At 41.7% G+C, this 17,899-nt stretch carries 18 protein-coding genes and 1 riboswitch; of the genes, 15 read left to right on the top strand and 3 right to left on the bottom strand.

The features are described 5' to 3' along the window. Positions 1-244 precede the first annotated feature (244 nt). The 4 genes from DWX65_RS03420 to dapB all read left to right on the top strand — a co-directional run bounded on the left by DWX65_RS03420 (position 245) and on the right by dapB (position 3,543). The gene (locus DWX65_RS03420) at positions 245-871 is read left to right on the top strand and encodes a single-stranded DNA-binding protein (protein ID WP_022242678.1); all 627 of its coding nucleotides are present in this window, start codon (positions 245-247) and stop codon (positions 869-871) included. A 127-nt stretch (positions 872-998) separates the two neighbouring features. After that, positions 999-1,484, top strand: coding sequence for a cob(I)yrinic acid a,c-diamide adenosyltransferase (locus tag DWX65_RS03415; protein ID WP_118172785.1), 486 nt, complete (start codon positions 999-1,001; stop codon positions 1,482-1,484). A gap of 78 nt (positions 1,485-1,562) precedes the next feature. Further along, a riboswitch (Lysine riboswitch) is annotated at positions 1,563-1,741 on the top strand. Positions 1,742-1,871: 130 nt separating this feature from the next. Beyond that, positions 1,872-2,762 (top strand): 4-hydroxy-tetrahydrodipicolinate synthase, encoded by an 891-nt coding sequence (gene dapA, locus DWX65_RS03410; RefSeq protein ID WP_118172784.1) that lies wholly within the window; start codon positions 1,872-1,874, stop codon positions 2,760-2,762. 19 nt (positions 2,763-2,781) lie between these two features. After that, positions 2,782-3,543 carry a 4-hydroxy-tetrahydrodipicolinate reductase gene (dapB, locus tag DWX65_RS03405; protein ID WP_022242681.1) on the top strand — a complete coding sequence of 254 codons (762 nt, stop codon included), beginning with the start codon at positions 2,782-2,784 and terminating at the stop codon, positions 3,541-3,543. Positions 3,544-3,639: 96 nt separating this feature from the next. Here the strand turns inward: dapB and asnA are convergent, their stop codons facing one another. Together asnA and DWX65_RS03395 are read right to left on the bottom strand one after the other, a co-directional pair. Beyond that, positions 3,640-4,650 (bottom strand): aspartate--ammonia ligase, encoded by a 1,011-nt coding sequence (gene asnA, locus DWX65_RS03400; protein WP_117696745.1) that lies wholly within the window; start codon positions 4,648-4,650, stop codon positions 3,640-3,642. Between the two features lie 63 nt (positions 4,651-4,713). Beyond that, positions 4,714-5,373, bottom strand: coding sequence for an alpha/beta fold hydrolase (locus DWX65_RS03395; protein WP_022242683.1), 660 nt, complete (start codon positions 5,371-5,373; stop codon positions 4,714-4,716). A gap of 100 nt (positions 5,374-5,473) precedes the next feature. On the opposite strand from DWX65_RS03395, the gene DWX65_RS03390 reads away from it, so the two are divergent. The 7 genes from DWX65_RS03390 (at position 5,474) to DWX65_RS03360 (ending at position 13,036) form a co-directional block, all read left to right on the top strand. Beyond that, a complete protein-coding gene (locus tag DWX65_RS03390; RefSeq protein ID WP_118172783.1) occupies positions 5,474-5,962 on the top strand; it encodes a DNA-deoxyinosine glycosylase in 489 nt (162 codons plus the stop codon). 6 nt (positions 5,963-5,968) lie between these two features. Next, positions 5,969-7,726: a BglG family transcription antiterminator gene (locus tag DWX65_RS03385; protein WP_118172782.1), complete on the top strand. Its 1,758-nt coding sequence runs from the start codon at positions 5,969-5,971 to the stop codon at positions 7,724-7,726. Positions 7,727-7,838: 112 nt separating this feature from the next. After that, positions 7,839-9,239 carry a PTS transporter subunit EIIC gene (locus tag DWX65_RS03380; RefSeq protein WP_158564690.1) on the top strand — a complete coding sequence of 467 codons (1,401 nt, stop codon included), beginning with the start codon at positions 7,839-7,841 and terminating at the stop codon, positions 9,237-9,239. Beyond that, positions 9,239-10,090: an MBL fold metallo-hydrolase gene (locus tag DWX65_RS03375; protein ID WP_117696761.1), complete on the top strand. Its 852-nt coding sequence runs from the start codon at positions 9,239-9,241 to the stop codon at positions 10,088-10,090. Before DWX65_RS03380 ends, DWX65_RS03375 begins: the two co-directional genes overlap by 1 nt. Positions 10,091-10,101: 11 nt before the next feature. Continuing rightward, complete coding sequence (locus DWX65_RS03370) at positions 10,102-11,559, top strand: glycoside hydrolase family 1 protein (protein WP_118172781.1); 1,458 nt, start codon at positions 10,102-10,104, stop codon at positions 11,557-11,559. Positions 11,560-11,767: 208 nt separating this feature from the next. Then, positions 11,768-12,247, top strand: a complete 480-nt coding sequence (locus tag DWX65_RS03365; RefSeq protein ID WP_117696767.1) for an S-ribosylhomocysteine lyase — start codon at positions 11,768-11,770, stop codon at positions 12,245-12,247. Positions 12,248-12,337: 90 nt separating this feature from the next. Beyond that, the gene (locus DWX65_RS03360; RefSeq protein ID WP_117840768.1) at positions 12,338-13,036 is read left to right on the top strand and encodes a 5'-methylthioadenosine/adenosylhomocysteine nucleosidase; all 699 of its coding nucleotides are present in this window, start codon (positions 12,338-12,340) and stop codon (positions 13,034-13,036) included. A gap of 183 nt (positions 13,037-13,219) precedes the next feature. Here DWX65_RS03360 and DWX65_RS03355 read toward each other — a convergent pair whose 3' ends face one another. Next, positions 13,220-13,915 (bottom strand): lytic transglycosylase domain-containing protein, encoded by a 696-nt coding sequence (locus DWX65_RS03355; RefSeq protein ID WP_117696769.1) that lies wholly within the window; start codon positions 13,913-13,915, stop codon positions 13,220-13,222. Between the two features lie 161 nt (positions 13,916-14,076). Between DWX65_RS03355 and DWX65_RS03350 the strand changes: the two genes are divergently transcribed. The 4 genes from DWX65_RS03350 (at position 14,077) to DWX65_RS03335 (ending at position 17,871) form a co-directional block, all read left to right on the top strand. Continuing rightward, the gene (locus DWX65_RS03350; protein WP_022242692.1) at positions 14,077-14,793 is read left to right on the top strand and encodes an AzlC family ABC transporter permease; all 717 of its coding nucleotides are present in this window, start codon (positions 14,077-14,079) and stop codon (positions 14,791-14,793) included. After that, on the top strand, positions 14,783-15,118 hold the full coding sequence (locus tag DWX65_RS03345; RefSeq protein ID WP_118172780.1) for a branched-chain amino acid transporter permease: 336 nt from the start codon (positions 14,783-14,785) through the stop codon (positions 15,116-15,118). The genes DWX65_RS03350 and DWX65_RS03345 overlap by 11 nt, the downstream gene beginning before the upstream one ends. 87 nt (positions 15,119-15,205) lie before the next feature. Then, positions 15,206-15,904: a response regulator transcription factor gene (locus DWX65_RS03340; protein ID WP_022242694.1), complete on the top strand. Its 699-nt coding sequence runs from the start codon at positions 15,206-15,208 to the stop codon at positions 15,902-15,904. Continuing rightward, on the top strand, positions 15,901-17,871 hold the full coding sequence (locus DWX65_RS03335) for a sensor histidine kinase (protein WP_118172779.1): 1,971 nt from the start codon (positions 15,901-15,903) through the stop codon (positions 17,869-17,871). Before DWX65_RS03340 ends, DWX65_RS03335 begins: the two co-directional genes overlap by 4 nt. Positions 17,872-17,899: the final 28 nt, after the last annotated feature.

The following is a 17,899-nucleotide window of genomic DNA, read 5'->3' as shown; positions in this document are numbered from 1 at the left end:
AAGTAAAAACGCTCCGCGAGGATGCGCACTGCGGCGTATAAGGTAGATGTCGCAAGCGACCGCCGCAGGCGCGAGAATGTGCCAAGGCACATTCTTTGTTTAAGGACACAGCGCATATGCAGGGAAAAGCGGCTTTATGCATAATATATCCAAAAGGTTATCGACAGATTTTGATGAGTTTCATCCCGTTGGAATGGTACTGTAAAACCGTTCGAAAACACACTAAATAAAGGAGAAAAAATTCATGGCAGATAAGATTTTAGAAAACAACCAGGTATCCATTGTAGGGGAGATTATTTCCGATTTCCAATACAGTCATGAAGTGTATGGGGAAGGCTTTTATATGGTAGAGGTAGCGGTCAGCAGATTAAGTAATTTTTCCGACTACATTCCATTGATGATTTCAGAGCGTCTGATTGACACTTCGCAGAGTTACATAGGACAGAAGGTATATGTGACCGGACAGTTCCGTTCCTATAACAGACATGAGGAACTTAAGAACCGGCTGGTTCTCTCCGTATTCGTTCGGGAGATTGAGTTTATTGAAGAAGAGACAGAGGAGATGAAGAGCAACCAGATTCTTCTTGATGGCTATATCTGTAAAGACCCGATTTACCGTAAGACTCCTCTTGGAAGAGAGATTGCAGACTTGCTGGTGGCGGTAAACCGTTCCTATGGGAAATCGGACTATATCCCATGCATCTGCTGGGGAAGAAATGCAAGATTTGCCGCAAGATTTGAGGTGGGTGTACATGTGCAGATCTGGGGCAGAATCCAGAGCAGGGAGTATGTCAAACGCTTAAATGAGGATGAGGTAGAGAAGCGTACCGCCTATGAAGTATCCGTGAGCAAAATTGAATATATGGAATAAAATAGTAGAAATAAAGAATAATTGAGAAAGCATGAAACATACAGACATTGCTTTTTATTGGAAATTGTGGTATCGTAAGTAAATCTGGGATAAAGAGTCCCTGTAAGAATTGGCATGGAGGTTTGTCATGGAAAAGGGTTCCGTACAGATTTATTATGGTGCAGGTCGTGGAAAGACCAATGCTGCACTGGGCAATGCGTTGCGGGCAGCCGGAGAGAATAAGAGTGTAATTATTATCCAGTTTTTAAAAGGAAAAACAGATGATCAGATTGCTTATATGAAGCAGTTAGAGCCGGAAATCAAGGTATTCCGTTTTGAAAAATCAGAAGAGAATTATGATGAACTGCCAGAAGAAAGACAGGCAGAAGAGAAACTCAATATGAAAAACGGACTGAATTTTGCCAAGAAAGTGCTGGTTACCGGTGAATGCAATGTACTGATTCTGGATGAAGTTCTGGGTCTTATTGATGCCGGAGTAATTTCGTCGGAAGAATTAGAAGCTGTTTTAAAAGCAAAGATGGATGAAACAGAGATTATTATGACCGGAAGGGTATTAGAAGAATCCATTCGCAGCTATGCAGATGAGATTTATAAGATTACTGCGGAAAAATAAGAAAGAAAATGTAAAATGTCTGCATAGGACGTTGACAGATAGTAGCAGCGGTGCTATATTGAGGTAAGAAATTTAATATATGAAGGTAGAGGTTGCGTGAGACAAGAGTACTTGGTCGGATATGGCAGACATAGAAGAAGACATAAGGAAAGGGGAACACGCCGAAAGGTTATTTTTCCTGCAAAGAATAATCTTGGGCATGGATTGAAGAAGTTCATGACTGTCATCTTGTAATAAGATGGGGCGCTATCGGTATGATCCATAATAATTTAAGTGGAATATCAACCGGCTCCCTGTGAGCCGGTTTTTTTATGCTGGTAATAAAAGCAAAACAAACGATATCTTCATACAATAAATAAGATACTTATAAAGTGGAGGAAAAAGAACATGTCTATTTACAAAGGTTCCGGAGTTGCAATTGTAACCCCAATGAAAGCAAATGAAGAAGTTAACTATGACAAATTAGCAGAATTAATTGAAGAACAGATTTCTGAAAGTACAGACTGTATCGTAATTGCAGGAACAACAGGAGAGAGTTCTACCTTATCCATGGAAGAACATCACAAAGTAATCTGTGCAGCAGTAGAATTTGCAAAACACAGAGTTCCGGTAGTAGCAGGAACCGGTTCTAACTCAACGGAGACAGCAATCCAGTTGACCAAAGAAGCAGAAGAAGCAGGAGCAGACGGAGCACTTATCGTAACTCCATATTATAATAAGGCAACACAGAAAGGTTTAATCGGACATTATTCTAAGATTGCACAGGAAACCAAGCTTCCGATTATTATGTATAATGTACCGGGAAGAACCGGATGTAACCTTCTGCCGGAGACAGTTGCAGAATTATTCCGCACCCAGGAAAATATCGTTGGATTAAAAGAAGCAACCGGTAACCTTGCACAGGCATCTAAGACCATGTACTTAACAGATGGAAAGCTTGATTTATATTCCGGAGAAGACGGACTGGTTGTACCGCTTATGTCCATTGGTGGAATCGGAGTAATTTCCGTGTGGGCAAACCTTGCTCCGACAAAAGTGCATAATATGTGTGAAAGCTTCTTCAAAGGAGACCTTGCAACAGCAAATCAGTTACAGAGAGAAGCCCTTCCATTGATTGATGCATTATTCTGTGAAGTAAACCCGATTCCGGTAAAAGAAGCATTAAATCTTATGGGCAAGAACGTCGGACCGCTTCGTTCCCCGCTTTGCGAGATGGAGCCAGCCAATAAAGAGAGACTGATTCAGGCAATGCGTACATATGGATTAAAATTAGTATAAGAAACTGGAGATGATAGAGATGACAAAAGTAATCATGCATGGCTGTAATGGAAAAATGGGTCAGGTAATAACCGGCCTGATTGCGCAGGACGAAGATGTGAAAATTGTAGCCGGAATTGATACCTATGATGAAAAGAAAAATGATTATCCGGTATATAAGACCATCCGGGAATGCCAGATTGCAGCAGATGTTGTGATTGATTTTTCAAATGCGAAGGCAGTAGATGAACTGTTAAATTACTGTGGCGAGAAGAAGCTTCCGCTGGTACTTTGCACCACTGGTTTATCCGAAGACCAGCTGGCGAAAGTTACTGAGACCAGCAAAGAGACTGCAATTTTAAAATCTGCCAATATGTCACTTGGAATCAATACCTTAATGGATTTATTGCAGACTGCTATAAAGAAGCTTGCACCTGCCGGCTTTGATGTGGAAATCGTAGAGAAACATCATAACCAGAAGCTGGATGCGCCGAGTGGAACTGCTCTTGCATTAGCAGATGCCATGAATGAAGCTATGGACAATACCTATTCCTATAAATTAGACAGGAGCAGTGAGCGGAAGAAGAGAGATGCAAAAGAAATCGGTATTCAGGCAGTCCGTGGAGGAAGCATTGTTGGTGAACATGAAGTAATCTTCGCAGGAACTGATGAAGTGATTGAATTTAAGCATACGGCATATTCTAAGGCAATCTTTGGGAAAGGAGCTGTAGAAGCAGCAAAGTTCTTAAAGGGAAAACCTGCCGGAATGTATGATATGCATGATGTAATCCGTGCAGAGTAGAGTTGGGCACGCATATAATTACAAAATAAGAAATCCCCGGTATCGTATCCGAAAAAGATATGATACCGGGGATTTAATATTTACGCATAGTTCGTTTTACAATAACTGGATACCTGCATCTGCTGCAGCCTTGCACATGTCTTCCGGCCAGAGAGAAGACTGGACTTCTCCGATATGGGCCTTACGAAGGAAGAACATACAGATACGGGACTGTCCGATTCCTCCACCGATGGTATATGGAAGTTTGCCATCAATGATTGCTTTCTGGAAAGGAAGCTTAGCACGTTCCGGGCAGCCTGCTTTATCAAGCTGTGAGAGCAGTGCAACCTTGTCTACACGGATTCCCATGGAAGATAATTCCAGTGCAATATCAAGGACAGGATAGTATACTAAGATGTCGGCATTTAAAGACCAGTCATCGTAGTCCGGGGCACGTCCGTCATGACGCTCGCCGGATTCTAAGACATCACCAATCTGTAAGATGCAGACAGCACCCTTTGCCTTGGTTATGTAATATTCACGCTCCTTTGGAGTGTTTTCAGGGAACATATCCTCTAATTCCTGAGTGGTAATGAAGAAGATATCATGCGGAAGAATCTCTTCAATATAATCGTACTGGATAGCCATGTATTTTTCTGTTTTACGAAGACATTTGTATACAGTACGGACAGTATCTTTTAAAGTTTCCATGCTGCGGTCTTTCTTTGCAATGACTTTTTCCCAGTCCCACTGGTCTACGAAGATAGAGTGGATATTATCTGCGATTTCATCGCGGCGGATAGCATTCATATCGGTGTAAAGACCTTCGCCCTCTTTGAAATCATAATGCTTTAAGGCATAACGTTTCCATTTAGCAAGAGAGTGAACAACTTCTGCTTTGCGCTCATTCTGTTCTTTGATGGTGAACGTAACTGGACGCTCCACACCATTTAAGTTATCATTTAATCCGGAATCAGGGTCAACGAAAAGTGGTGCTGAAACACGGGAAAGGTTTAAACGCAGGGAAAGCAGATTCTGGAAGAAATCTTTCACTGTTTTAATCGCAATCTGTGTATCATGCAGGTTAAGTTGAGACTGATAATTTTTTGGTATAATCAGATGTTCCATAATAGCTCCTTTTTCATTTTAGTCTGCAATTATTATAGCACAGCAATCCGAGTTTGCAATGGATTATTTGTTTAAAAAAGAGTACAGAAGCGGATATAATTTATCACTGTGTTCAATATAACTTCCATGACCTTCTCCCGGAACAATAACCAGAGTGGCATGCTCAATATTTTCTGCAATCTTTTTTGTAACCTTTTTTTTGATTAAATCTTTTTCACCGGCTAAGACAAGGGTTGGAATCTTGATTTTATGTAAGTCCACCGGCTGGATATCTGGCTCATTGAGCATCATTGTGGAAAAAGGATTCGGATTCTTTTTGCATTCCCTGCGGATGCGGCGGTAGTCTCTTCCTTTGATGTCCTTTGGCGTCAGGTTTGCACCGCTGATCATAAGCTTGGAGAGCTTATCCGGGTATTTCGAAGCTAAGAGAAGTCCGACGATACCGCCGTCACTGAAACCATAAAAGAGAGGGGCTTTTAATTCTAAGGCATCAATAAAAGCTGCCATGTCGTCTGCCATATCCATGTAATGAAGTTCTTTTGGAGAAGCAGAAAGACCATGACCTCTGGAATCGATGGCATAAACGGTGTAATGTTCGGCAAGCTCCGGAATCAGTACATCAAAAATTTCGTGGGTTTCGCCATTTCCATGCACCAGCAGGAAAGGCTGCCCTTCGCCATATTTTTCATAATAGAGAATCTGACCATTTAATTGAATATACATAATGATTATCGTCCTTTAAAATTGATTATTTTGTCATTCTATTTTATAGTAAAGGTAATTCAACTTTTTTAGTGTAGCATTTTATAAAGGAGAAAACAAGATGGAGACAGAACATGTTATGCATACTTTTGCCCCGGTATACGATAAAAAATCCAGAGTATTAATCTTAGGCACGTTCCCGTCGGTCAAGTCAAGAGAGAAGCGGTTTTACTACGGCCATCCGAGAAACCGCTTCTGGAAAGTAACGGCGGCAGTATGCGGCTGTGAGGTCCCGGAGACGATAGAAGAAAAGAAGGCATTTCTTCTTGAAAATCATATTGCTATCTGGGATGTTATTGCATCCTGCGACATAGCAGGATCTTCAGACAGCAGCATAACAAATGTTGTGGCAAATGATATTGAACGGCTGTTAACGGAGGCTCCCATCGAGGCTGTTTTCCTAAATGGCGCAAAAGCATACGAATTATTTATGAAATACTGTTCCTGTAAGGATAAGGCAGAAATCTGCAAGCTGCCGTCCACCAGTCCTGCCAATGCTGCATGGAGTCTGGAGCGGCTGATAGAAGAATGGAAGAAAATCAGGAGATAGGATGAAATGTATACAGACAGACAGTTAAAGATTATAGCGATCTTAAAAAGCGCAGATGACTGGATGAGCGGTTCCCTTCTGCGGGAAAATATCGGGGTGAGCAGCAGGACACTGCAGATGGATATTAGGGCAATCAATGAGAAACAGTCAGGAGAGCCCCTGATACAGTCTAATAATCGGCTGGGGTATCTTTTGAAAAATAAGATTGCATTAGAGCAGGAACAGAAAAGTTACGGACAGGAGAACTATGTGCATTCCAAGCAGATTATTACTTTGCTGCTGTTTGAAAAGGAGTATACCAGTATTGGAACGATTTCTGAGCGATTATTCCTTTCCCGGTCATCTGTAACTTCTGACCTGCCGCAGGTAAAGCGGATTATAAGCCGCACGCCGGGGGTAAATCTTTTGGTATCCGGACAATATGGACTTAAGATTCAGGCATCGGAGAATGTAAAGAGAATCATGTGCATGAAGACCATGCAGAGCAGACAGGATTATCATATGTTGTTTTCGGAAGAAGAGATGGAGCAGTTTGCAGAAAATCAGAAAAAGTTACAGGCTGTTCTGGCAGAAGTATTTACCAGAAACCAGTTTATCGTATCGGGAGAAGCCTATCATGATTTTGCACGTTATCTGGCAGTATGCATGATGCGAAGCCAGATGGGATTTCCGGTAACAGAGGAAGAGGATGGCACAACTGAAATGCCTGGCAGACTTTCTACTGAGCTGGTAGATGAAATCGAAAAGGTGTGCACCTATCGGTTTAAGGAGAAGGAAAAGCAGAATGTAGAGGCACGGTTAAAGGAATTGAATATGGTCTGTAAGGAGACGGACATTCAACTGGATATGCTGCAGAAATTAGAAGTATTTATCCAGCGGGTGCAGGAGGAAACCGGACTTAAATTGCAGGTGGAGCGGGACCTTTTAGAGGTTTTATCAGACCATGTGTCAAGAATGGAACTCCGGATTCAGAATGGACGTAATAATATCGGTAATCATACCAAAGAAATGGCAAAGCGGTATCCGCTGGAAATGCATCTTTTAAGAACCTGTTTAAGTCCTGTTTTAAATACAGAGATTCCGGATGCGGAAATGGGCTATCTGGTGCTTTATTTTGCATCTGCAATTGAACGTAACAGAAGAAAGCCGGATATTTTATTTATCAGTGACCAGAGTGCCAGCAGCATTTATAATGTACAGAATAAATTAAAAGGCTTCTTAGGGGAGCGAATCAGTGAGATAACAGTTATCCCGGAATATTTATTTGAACAGAGAAAGGAGTGGTATTGCCGGAATTACCAGCTTCGGATTACATCGGAAAAGGAGCTGGTATTAAAGGATGCTTCCTTTACTTATCTCGACCTCTTTGCAGACAATGAGCAGATTATGCGGCTGGGGAGAAATGTTGATAAGCTTGAAAATAACTACTGGAAGGAAAAGGAAGAAAAGCTCCGGAAAAAATATGGCACAAAGGACAGTCTGTATCTGATAGAAGAAGTGGCAGACTTTGATGATTTAAAGAAAAGAATCGGTTATGAATATCAGGAACAGAAGGTGTCGAAGGAGACCATCGGAAGCAACCGTCTTTCTATGATTGACCATGAGCAGGATGGCAGAAATAAGATTTATCACATTTATCTTAAAAAGCCATTTTCTTATGGCGGTAAGCAGATTACAGAAGTTATTGCAGCACATTATGGCGGAGAAGGGGATATGATAGAATTCTTTGACTATGTAAAAGAGCTGTTAGGTGGACAGAGCTAGGCAGAGGATTTCGCTATTAGTGACGCAAAAGTATAAATTTCCTGAAACATAAAAGCACGGTATAATAAGCTTAACAAAATAAATGCGGGTCATTTATGAAAGGAGAATGTTTATGGGAAAAAATTATGAGAAACTGGGAGATGAAATTATTACCCGGCTGGGAGGAGAACAAAATATTACCAAGCTGTTTCACTGTGCTACAAGACTTCGTTTTCAGCTTGCAGATATGTCTAAGGCAGACCTGGAAGGAATCAAGAAGCTGCCGGATGTCATGGGCGTAGTAGAAAGTGTTGGCGGTGTTCAGGTTATCATTGGAAATGATGTAGCATCCGCTTATGCTGCAATTGTAGCAAAGCATAAGATTGAAAACAGCGGTGATGGCAAGATGGTTGAAAAAGCAGATGCAGCACCGGAGAAAAATGGAATTGTATCAAAAATTCTCAATGTGCTTTCTGCCATTTTAGGACCGGCAATTCCACTGATTATGTGTAGTGGATTGATTTCAGCATTACTGATTATTTTAACCAAGTGCGGACTGAGTACAGAAGGCACAACCTATACCATCATCAGCATGGTTGGAAATGCAGCATTATATTTCCTGCCGGTATTACTGGCATATACTTCTGCCAAGAAATTCGGCTGTGATATTATGACCAGTGTTTTCCTTGGCGCAATTATGATTAGTCCGACATTGATTGGATTAACGGAGCAGGGAAGCTTTGTATCACTTTTCGGACTGCCGGTGAAAACAGTAAATTACAGCTCTACCGTAATTCCGATTATTTTAACTATCTGGATCTTCAGCTATGTAGAGAAGCTGGTAGTTAAAATTGTTCCAGCAGCAGTTAAATTTGTATTTAAACCGTTACTGTCTGTTATTATCATGATTCCAGTTATGTTATGTATTACCGGACCAATCGGAAGCTATTGTGGAGACCTTTTATGCAAAGCACTGACCGCAATCAATAACGTAGCACCTTGGTCTTCTGTATTAATTGTTGGCTGTCTTGCACCACTTTTAGTATTAACCGGAATGCATCTTGCATTGATTCCGCTTGTAATGTCCATGTTTGCAACAGCAGGATATGATAATATGTTATTCGTTGCATTTATCGGAATGAACTTCTCACAGTTCGGTGTAGCATTAGCTTGTATGTTAAAAACTAAAAATAAAAACCTTCGTACACTGGCATCTTCCTGTGCAATTACAGCATTCCTGGCAGGAGTTACAGAGCCTACCCTTTATGGAATCTGTGTACGAATGAAGAAACCTTTGATTGCTACCTGGATTGCATGTATCGTAAACGCAATCTTCTGTGCAATCTTCAGCGTAAGAGTATACAGCTTCGGCGCTCCATCCTTCTTTACAATGCCGATTTTCTTAAATCCGGATGGAACGATGAGTAACTTCTATTTTGCAATTGCTGCAGCAGCAATTACCATTGTAGTAAGCTTTGTATCAACCTGGGTGTTAGGATTTGATGACAGCATTTATGGAGAGGAAGCAGCTTAATGGAAAAAAGTCTGAATGTAGTGGAAAAAATATCGGATCAGCTTTATGTGATTACGGAGACAGAGAGTGTGCATTGTTATCTTGTTATAGGAAGTGATAAGGCAATGCTCTTTGACATCGGCTATGGCTATGAAAATATCATGCCACTGGTTCGTACAATTACAGATTTGCCGGTTATGCTGGTGTTAAGCCACGGTGACCCGGATCATGGTCTTGGAAGCAAATGGTTTGATGAAGTGTGGATACATCCGCTGGACTGGGGAAAGCTTCTTTGGAATGACACTACAGAGATGCGTAAAAAAGCAATGGATTACAGGGTAAATAAAATGCCCTGGACAAAAGAACTGATACCGGAAGAGTTCCCGGAGTGGAGAATCAGCAGTAAGACGAAACCTCATTTTCTCTGTCATGGAGACAAGATTTCGCTGGGAGATATTGAATTTACGGTATTACATACGCCGGGACATAGCTATGGACATATTATGCTTCTGGAAGAGGAGAAAAAATGGCTCTTTTCCGGAGACCAGATATCTGCACACAACATCTGGCATTTTCAGGGAAATGATGTGCAGGCTCCCTTCCGGAGTACACTTCACAGCTTGAAGGAGCTGGCATTAAAAGTAACAGAGGATTATAAAATTTATCCGGCACATGACATTATTCCGATTCAGAAAAATTATCTGACAGATTTGATAGACTGTTTCGAATGGGAACTGCAGGAGAATTATAAAAAGGATGCACCATTCCATTCTTTTGCAGGAGACGGCTATCAGCATTTTTATCAGACTGTAAATCTCATATATTCTGATGAGCGGCTGGGTGAATTCCTCGGAAGGAAAATAGAGCGATAGGGGGAGTGTAAGTGGAATTTAAAGAAAATTTCTTATGGGGCGTAGCCACTGCTGCGAACCAGTGCGAAGGAGGATATTTAGAAGGAGGAAAAGGACTTACCATACAGGACTATATAAAAGGTGGTGGAATCGGAAAGCCACGGATGTTTCGCAGTACCATGGAAGAAGGAGCATTCTATCCGAGCCATGATGCGGTAGACCATTATCATCATTATGAGGAAGATATCCGCCTTTTGGCGGAGATGGGCTGCAAATGTTATCGCATGAGTATCAGCTGGGCAAGAATTTTTCCAACCGGATGCGAAGAGGAGCCAAATCAGGAAGGACTTTCTTTTTATAAAAACATCTTTACCCTGTGCAAATCCCATGGCATAGAGCCGGTGGTGACCTTAAGCCACTTTGAAATGCCATGGTATCTGGTAAAAGAAAAGGGCGGTTTTGCAAACCGGGAAGTAATTGATGATTTTGTTCGTTATGCCTGTTGTGTAATGAATTATTTTAAAGAGGAGGTACATTACTGGCTTTTATTTAACGAGATTAACTTTGGCGTAATGCCAATGGGTGCTTATAAGTCGCTGGGGCTGCTTGATGGAAAATATCTCGGCGGGGAAGCATTTATTTCTCTTAAATCCATGACCGTAGACGAAAAAGTAAGATTCCAGGCATTACATCACCAGTTTGTTGCCGGAGCAAAAACGGTGATAGAAGCAAGGAAAATCAGCCCGGAAATAAAAGTGGGCTGTATGATTGGACACATTACGCAGTATCCGCTGACCTGCCGGCCGGAAGATATGTTAGAGTGCCAGCACAAAGACCGGCTATTAAATAAATTTGCCGGAGATGTAGCCGTGTTCGGCAGTTATCCGTCTTATATGAACCGTTATTTTAAAGAACATCAAATTACGCTTCAGAAGGAGCCGGAGGATGATGCAATATTAAAAGCCGGCTGCGTGGACTTCTACACCTTCAGTTATTACATGACAAACTGTGCTACGATAGATGATGCAGCAGAGCAGACCGATGGAAATCTTTTGGAGGGAGCCAGGAATCCGTATCTGACCGCCAGTGAGTGGGGCTGGCAGATAGACCCGAAGGGACTGCGCTATACATTAAATGAACTTTGGGACCGCTATCATCTTCCAATGATGGTGGTGGAAAATGGATTTGGTGCACCGGATGAAGTCGATGCAGATGGAAGCATCCACGATGATTACCGTATTTCCTATCTCAATGACCATATCGCAGCAATGGGCGAGGCAATCGAGGACGGTGTAGACCTGTTCGGCTATACCATCTGGTCAGCCATGGATATTGTCAGTGCCGGAACCGGCGAAATGAAGAAACGTTACGGGCTCATTTATGTGGACAGACATGATGACGGCAGCGGAGATTTTAAGAGAATCCCAAAAGACAGTTATTACTGGTATGCAAAGTGCATTCAGGAAAATGGAAAAAATATTACCGCATAAAGGATTGTGGAGATAAAAAGTAAGATGCGTACAGCGGGTATTGGGTATGCATCTTACTTTTTTACGCTGCAACGCATCCGTAAGAAGCTGCCGGTGGCAGGTTCTGCAGGTGAGTAGCGAGAAATCTGGGGGGACTGTTAGAAAATTTGACACAACAGAAAATGCATGATAAATTTACTCTGAAAAAAGAGAAAGAAGGAAGAAGCACATGGAGAAAATCGCAAGCTTTACAATTGACCATATTAAACTGCAGCCGGGTGTCTATGTATCAAGAAAGGATGCAGTAGGAGACAGTACAGTAACAACTTTTGATTTAAGAATGACATCACCAAATGATGAACCGGTTATGAATACCGCAGAGGTGCATACCATAGAACATCTTGGTGCAACCTTTTTAAGAAATGACGCAGAGTATGCCAGAAAGACCGTGTATTTTGGACCAATGGGCTGCCGGACAGGCTTTTATTTATTGCTGGCGGGAGACTATACATCCAAAGATATCGTGCCACTGATGATTCGCATGTTTGAGTTCATCCGTGACTTTAAAGGTGAGGTACCGGGCGCAAGTCCAAAAGACTGCGGCAACTATCTTGATATGAACCTTGGTATGGCAAACTATCTGGCAGACCGCTATTTAAATAATGTGCTCTATCATATTGATGATGCACACCTGAATTATCCGGCGTAGAGGATACTTGGAAAATTTGCTTTAAAGCAGATATGAAAAATGTATTGCGTAATGCATAAGTAGGAAATTAGCAGAAAGAGGAAAGAAAACATGAGTAAAATCGGAATTATCGGTGCTATGGAATTAGAAGTAGCAACATTAAAGAAAAATATGGATACAGACCAGATTACAAAGAAAGCCGGCATGGAATTTCATGAGGGTAATTTAAAAGGAATGCCGGTAGTAGTGGTACAGTGCGGTGTAGGAAAAGTAAATGCAGCAATGTGCGTGCAGATTCTTGCAGATTTATATGATGTAACACATATTATCAATACCGGTGTAGCAGGCTCTTTGAATTCTGTATTAGATATCGGAGATATTTTAGTATCTAAGGATGCTATTCAACATGACATGGATGTGACACCATTAGGCTATGCAAAAGGACAGATTCCGGGATTAGAGCAGCTTGCTTTTGTGGCAGATGAAAAGTTGTGTAAGACTGCCGTAGAGGTATGTAAAAAAGTAAATCCGGATATTCATGTAACAGAAGGCCGCGTAGTAAGTGGAGACCAGTTTATTTCCAGCAAAGAGATAAAGGATGCATTAATTGCAGAATTTCATCCGGACTGTACGGAGATGGAGGGAGCTTCCATCGCGCAGGCAGCAACTTTAAATAACATCCCATATGTAGTCATTCGCGCAATTTCAGATAAAGCAGATGGCTCTGCACAGGAGGATTATCCAACTTTTGAAAAGAAAGCAGCAGAGCATTGTGCAAAGTTAGTACAGGAAATGATGAAGGAGCTGTAGGAATCTTTGAATTGGGTAAAAAACCGCAGAAATGCCAGCCTTTTACCCTGACGAGAGTCAGCGAAGCCAGAATTCCCAGCTCCTCCAGGAATCCGCAAAAAAAACAACCCGGATATTTGTAATGCCCCTAAAACTATGCTTTTAGGAAGCAACAAATATCCGGGTTGCATTTTTGCAGTCATCTTACATAAATTTCATAAACATATTCAAAAACCGTAAATAGTCATCATAATTAAAGAAGCGGTCAAGAATATCCTGCAGGGCATTCTGCTCAAGGGAATCCCACTGGTCAACAGAAAGGGAATTATCTGCAGTGCCTGCATTGTAGGCAGCATTGCTGTTTGCACTTGCAGCAACGGCTGTTCCGTCCGGAAGAGTGACACCTTCCTGCATATAGCCGGTGATTTTGGCTACATAATTCTGGGTTTCTTTAAATGGAGGAATTCCACCGTATTTTGCTACGTTTCCGCTGCCTGCATTGTAGGCAGCAAGAGCAAGGGAGGTATCTCCGTTGTATTTATTTAAAAGCTCGCTGATATATTTGGCACCTGCCATGATATTTTGTTCCGGGTCATAAGGGTCAGTACAGCCAAAATAAGAAGCAGTGGAAGGCATTAGCTGCATGATGCCCATGGCTCCTGATTTGGAAGTGGCATTTGCCTGAAAATTGGATTCCTGCTTTGCCATGGCGGTCAGAAGAGAAACAGAGACACCATAGGTATCGGAGGCTTTTTGAAAGATAGATGCAAGGGAATTGTTGCCTGCATTATTTAAATAGGATTCAAAATTATTTACACCGTTTACAGAGGTTGTGGAAGCAGCGGTACTTCCAAGCGCAGCGGTAATCGGATCAATCTGCATGGATAGAACTCCTTTCATAATCTGAAATTCTTCTTTCTCATTAAGATGCGAATTCCAGGCTGTGTATTAAAATTACAATTTATTCTAATATAGCATAAAAAACTTGTTTTTTGAAGTCTCATATTGTAGAGTTATTGTGTTTGATGTAGAAAGGGCGGATTAGAAAGAAGGATTACAGAATGAAACAAAATGGCTATGTCAAAGCAGTGAAAGCAGCATTTCCGTATACGATACCGGTATTGACAGGTTATCTTTTTATAGGAATTGCATTTGGCGTGATGTATCAGGAAAAAGGCTACAATTTTCTTTGGGCAATCCTGATGAGTATCTTGGTGTACGCCGGAAGCGGACAGTATCTGGCGGTTAATTTCTTTGCACCGGGAGTCAGTTTCCTGCAGATTATATTCTTAGAATTTATGGTAAATATCCGGCATGTCTTTTATGGACTGTCTTTAATAGAAAAATTCCGTGATATGGGAAAAAAGAAATTATATATGATTTTTTCCCTGACAGATGAGACCTATTCCTTATTCTTTATTACAAAAGTGCCGGAGGGCGTGGATGAGCACAAATTCCTATTTTCCATTGCGTTGTTAGACCAGCTTTACTGGATTATTGGTTCTGCCATCGGAGCCATTGCCGGAACGCTGATTCCGTTTGACACAACGGGTATTGATTTTGCCATGACAGCATTGTTTGTCGTAATTTTTGTGGAGCAGTGGCTGACCAGCAGGAATCATTTGCCGGCGCTGACCGGAATTGCAGCATCTCTTATCTGCCTGCTTATCTTTGGCAGTGATAATTTCATTCTGCCATCCATGATTTGTATTATGATAATTCTGTTATCCGGTCGTAAGGTGATGGAAGAAAAGGAGGTAGCGGAAAATGCCGATTAGTGTGGAACGGTCATTATTAATTATTGTGGTTTGTGGATTGGTTGTATTTACAACAAGGGCAATTCCGTTTGTATTATTCAGCGGGAAAAAAGAAATTCCGGAAATCGTAAAATATCTTGGAAAAGTGCTGCCGCCTGCAGTTGTGGGAATGCTTGTTATTTACTGCTTAAAGGCAGTAAATGTAGTGAAGTTTCCCTTTGGTCTGCCGGAATTTATTGCAATTTTCGTAGTAGTTGTTTTACATGTGTGGAAAAGAAATAATTTACTGAGCATCGGTGTGGGAACCGTGCTTTATATGGTGTTGATACAGACAGTATTTGCGTGATGTTAAAGAAATCTTAAAGACTTGGTGCCTTGGTTCTTAAAGGTTCATTCGATACAATAATGGTGTACTTGGAAAGGGGAAAAGAAAATGTATAACATATTGATATGTGATGATGAACCGGATATCGTGTCCGCGTTAAAAATCTATCTTGCATCGGATGGCTATGGAATTTACGAGGCTTATAACGGTCGGGAAGCAATTGAAATGATGCAGAAAACAGAGATACATCTTGTGCTCATGGATATTATGATGCCGGAAATGGACGGCATCCAGACCATGGTGAAGATTCGTGAGAACAGCAATGTCCCTGTGATTTTCCTAACTGCAAAAAGTGAAGACAACGATAAGGTTTTAGGACTTATGGTGGGAGCAGATGATTATATTACCAAGCCATTTAATCCGGTGGAGGTCCAGGCAAGAGTAAAATCCCAGCTGCGCCGTTATATGCAGCTGGGAGGTGGAAACATGACAAAGAAGAATCTTGCCATCGGTGGCATTGAATTAGATGACAGTGCCAAGGTTGTGACGCTGGACGGAGATGCGGTGAGTCTTACCCCTACAGAGTATGATATTTTGAAACTGTTTATGGAACAGCCCGGAGTTGTATTTTCTCCAAAGGATATCTATCGCAAAGTATGGAAAGATGCGCCGTTTGGCTCAGAAAGTACAGTGGCAGTGCATATTCGCCATCTTCGGGAAAAATTAGAGTATGACCCTGCAAATCCACGATATTTAAAAGTGGTGTGGGGACAGGGCTATAAGATGGAAAGAGGAAACACACCATGAAAAAGAAAAAAAGAAGCATCAGAAGAGCAAGCGCAGTCATTGCATTTATTTTACTGACTTCAATTGCATTTTTATCTGCAGTATTTACGCTGGAAATGATAGACAGCCAGATCTATCGAAACAGCCAGGAGGAAACAGCGGCAGACTTTCAGGAGCAGATTGGTTCCTATCTGGCAGCAGAAATTTTTTCAGACTTTGTAAATTATGATATAGAGGATGCGCGGTCTTGTGCATACAGCCTGGCTGATGAGACGAACTTTAATTTTTATGTATTTAAAAAGAGTGTAGATACTTCCGTGGAACGAATCTGTACCATAGAAAACGGAAGTCTGGCAAGCGTCATTCCGGAATACATGGCAATCGTGGGAAATTATGACAGTTATTGTTATCCGGGAATTTCCATAGATGTTTTAAACAGTCCGGAGCAGATATTTACGGAAGTAGAAGAACAGGATGCAAATCTTTCAAGAGGTGATATTTATGCAGTGGCATTCTTCCCGCTGGGGGATTTGACTTATCATGATGATTTGTATTTTAAAATGAAATATATTGATTTTGCATATAAGACCCGCTATGCAATCTTTGCGGTACTTGCAGTAAGTACAATTGGAGCAGTTATTTTACTGGTTACGCTGGTACGGACTGCCGGAAAGAAGGATGAAGAGGGCAGAATACAGAGAAGTTTTATCGATAAGATTCCGCTGGAACTCTATGGACTGATGCTTTATATCGTTGCAGCCTGTGTGGCAGGATTTTTTGGAAACATATGGGGATTTTACGGAACGGACATAGGCTCCTTTGCTGCCATTGTGATACTGGCAGTATTGACAGCAACCCTGCTTTTAGTATTTCTCATGAGCTGCTCAGTAAGGCATAAGACAAAGACGCTGTGGAGCAACACGCTGTTATGCCGGTTTGTAAAATGGCTGAAACAGGCATTGTCTTATATTAAAAAGCATATGCCGTTTATTTATAAAGGTGTAGTGATTGCACTGGGCATTACTTTCATAGAATTTATCGGTGTTCTGATGCTGGAAGACAGTTACAACTGGGAGTGGATTTTTCTGGTATTTCTGGTAGAAAAGGCAGCACTTTTCCTGATATTCTGCATCATACTGGCAAATCTCAATCAGTTGAAGCAGGGTGGTGAGAAGATTGCAGAGGGTGACTATGATTATCAGATGGACACCAGCCATATGCGTGGAGAATTTAAAAATTATGCAGAGCATCTGAATCAGATTGGAAGCGGAATGCAGACAGCACTGGATGAGCGGATGAAGAGCGAGCATTTTAAAACAGAGCTGATTACCAATGTATCCCATGACATTAAAACACCGCTTACTTCTATTATTAATTATGTGGATTTGCTGACCAAAGAGGATGTGGAAAATCCGAAGGTGCAGGAATACTTAGAAGTGCTGACACGACAGTCTGCCCGCCTGAAGAAATTGATTGAAGATCTGATTGAGGCATCCAAAGCTTCATCCGGAGTGCTGAAGGTGAACTGGGAGAAATGTGTACCGGAGGTATTGCTGACACAGGCAGCAGGCGAATATGAAGAACGGCTGGAACAAAAGAATCTGGAACTGGTGATTCATCATCCGCAGGAAGAGCTTGTTGTTCTGGCAGATGGAAGACATCTGTGGAGAGTTTTTGATAATCTGCTGAGCAATATTTATAAATATGCACAGCCGGGAACCAGAGTATATCTTGACCTGGAGCAGGATGAGAGAAATGTTGCCATCGTATTTCGAAATATTTCAAAGAGTCCTTTGCATATGACGGGAGAGGAACTGCAGGAACGCTTTGTCCGGGGAGACAGCTCCAGAAATACGGAAGGAAGCGGACTTGGATTATCTATCGCACGGAGCCTGACAGAACTTATGAATGGAACGTTCGGGCTGCTTATCGATGGGGATTTCTTTAAAGTGACGCTGACATTTCCGCGCAACACAGAAAATGCATAAAAATTACTTTGACGGGTTGACAAGTCAC

The sequence above is a fragment of the Roseburia sp. AF20-18LB genome (genome assembly GCF_003461185.1).
In the GTDB taxonomy this organism is placed as follows: Bacteria; Bacillota; Clostridia; order Lachnospirales; family Lachnospiraceae; genus Roseburia_C; species Roseburia_C amylophila.
Note: the sequence above shows the minus strand (reverse complement) of the source record. Positions and strands in the feature narration are given on the sequence as shown.

Coding starts and splice junctions, on each gene's coding strand:
- DWX65_RS03420 (WP_022242678.1), top strand. CDS start 245: ATGGCAGATAAGATTTTAGAAAACAACCAGGTATCCATTGTAGGGGAG.
- DWX65_RS03415 (WP_118172785.1), top strand. CDS start 999: ATGGAAAAGGGTTCCGTACAGATTTATTATGGTGCAGGTCGTGGAAAG.
- dapA (WP_118172784.1), top strand. CDS start 1,872: ATGTCTATTTACAAAGGTTCCGGAGTTGCAATTGTAACCCCAATGAAA.
- dapB (WP_022242681.1), top strand. CDS start 2,782: ATGACAAAAGTAATCATGCATGGCTGTAATGGAAAAATGGGTCAGGTA.
- asnA (WP_117696745.1), bottom strand. CDS start 4,650: ATGGAACATCTGATTATACCAAAAAATTATCAGTCTCAACTTAACCTG.
- DWX65_RS03395 (WP_022242683.1), bottom strand. CDS start 5,373: ATGTATATTCAATTAAATGGTCAGATTCTCTATTATGAAAAATATGGC.
- DWX65_RS03390 (WP_118172783.1), top strand. CDS start 5,474: ATGGAGACAGAACATGTTATGCATACTTTTGCCCCGGTATACGATAAA.
- DWX65_RS03385 (WP_118172782.1), top strand. CDS start 5,969: ATGTATACAGACAGACAGTTAAAGATTATAGCGATCTTAAAAAGCGCA.
- DWX65_RS03380 (WP_158564690.1), top strand. CDS start 7,839: ATGGGAAAAAATTATGAGAAACTGGGAGATGAAATTATTACCCGGCTG.
- DWX65_RS03375 (WP_117696761.1), top strand. CDS start 9,239: ATGGAAAAAAGTCTGAATGTAGTGGAAAAAATATCGGATCAGCTTTAT.
- DWX65_RS03365 (WP_117696767.1), top strand. CDS start 11,768: ATGGAGAAAATCGCAAGCTTTACAATTGACCATATTAAACTGCAGCCG.
- DWX65_RS03360 (WP_117840768.1), top strand. CDS start 12,338: ATGAGTAAAATCGGAATTATCGGTGCTATGGAATTAGAAGTAGCAACA.
- DWX65_RS03355 (WP_117696769.1), bottom strand. CDS start 13,915: ATGAAAGGAGTTCTATCCATGCAGATTGATCCGATTACCGCTGCGCTT.
- DWX65_RS03350 (WP_022242692.1), top strand. CDS start 14,077: ATGAAACAAAATGGCTATGTCAAAGCAGTGAAAGCAGCATTTCCGTAT.
- DWX65_RS03345 (WP_118172780.1), top strand. CDS start 14,783: ATGCCGATTAGTGTGGAACGGTCATTATTAATTATTGTGGTTTGTGGA.
- DWX65_RS03340 (WP_022242694.1), top strand. CDS start 15,206: ATGTATAACATATTGATATGTGATGATGAACCGGATATCGTGTCCGCG.
- DWX65_RS03335 (WP_118172779.1), top strand. CDS start 15,901: ATGAAAAAGAAAAAAAGAAGCATCAGAAGAGCAAGCGCAGTCATTGCA.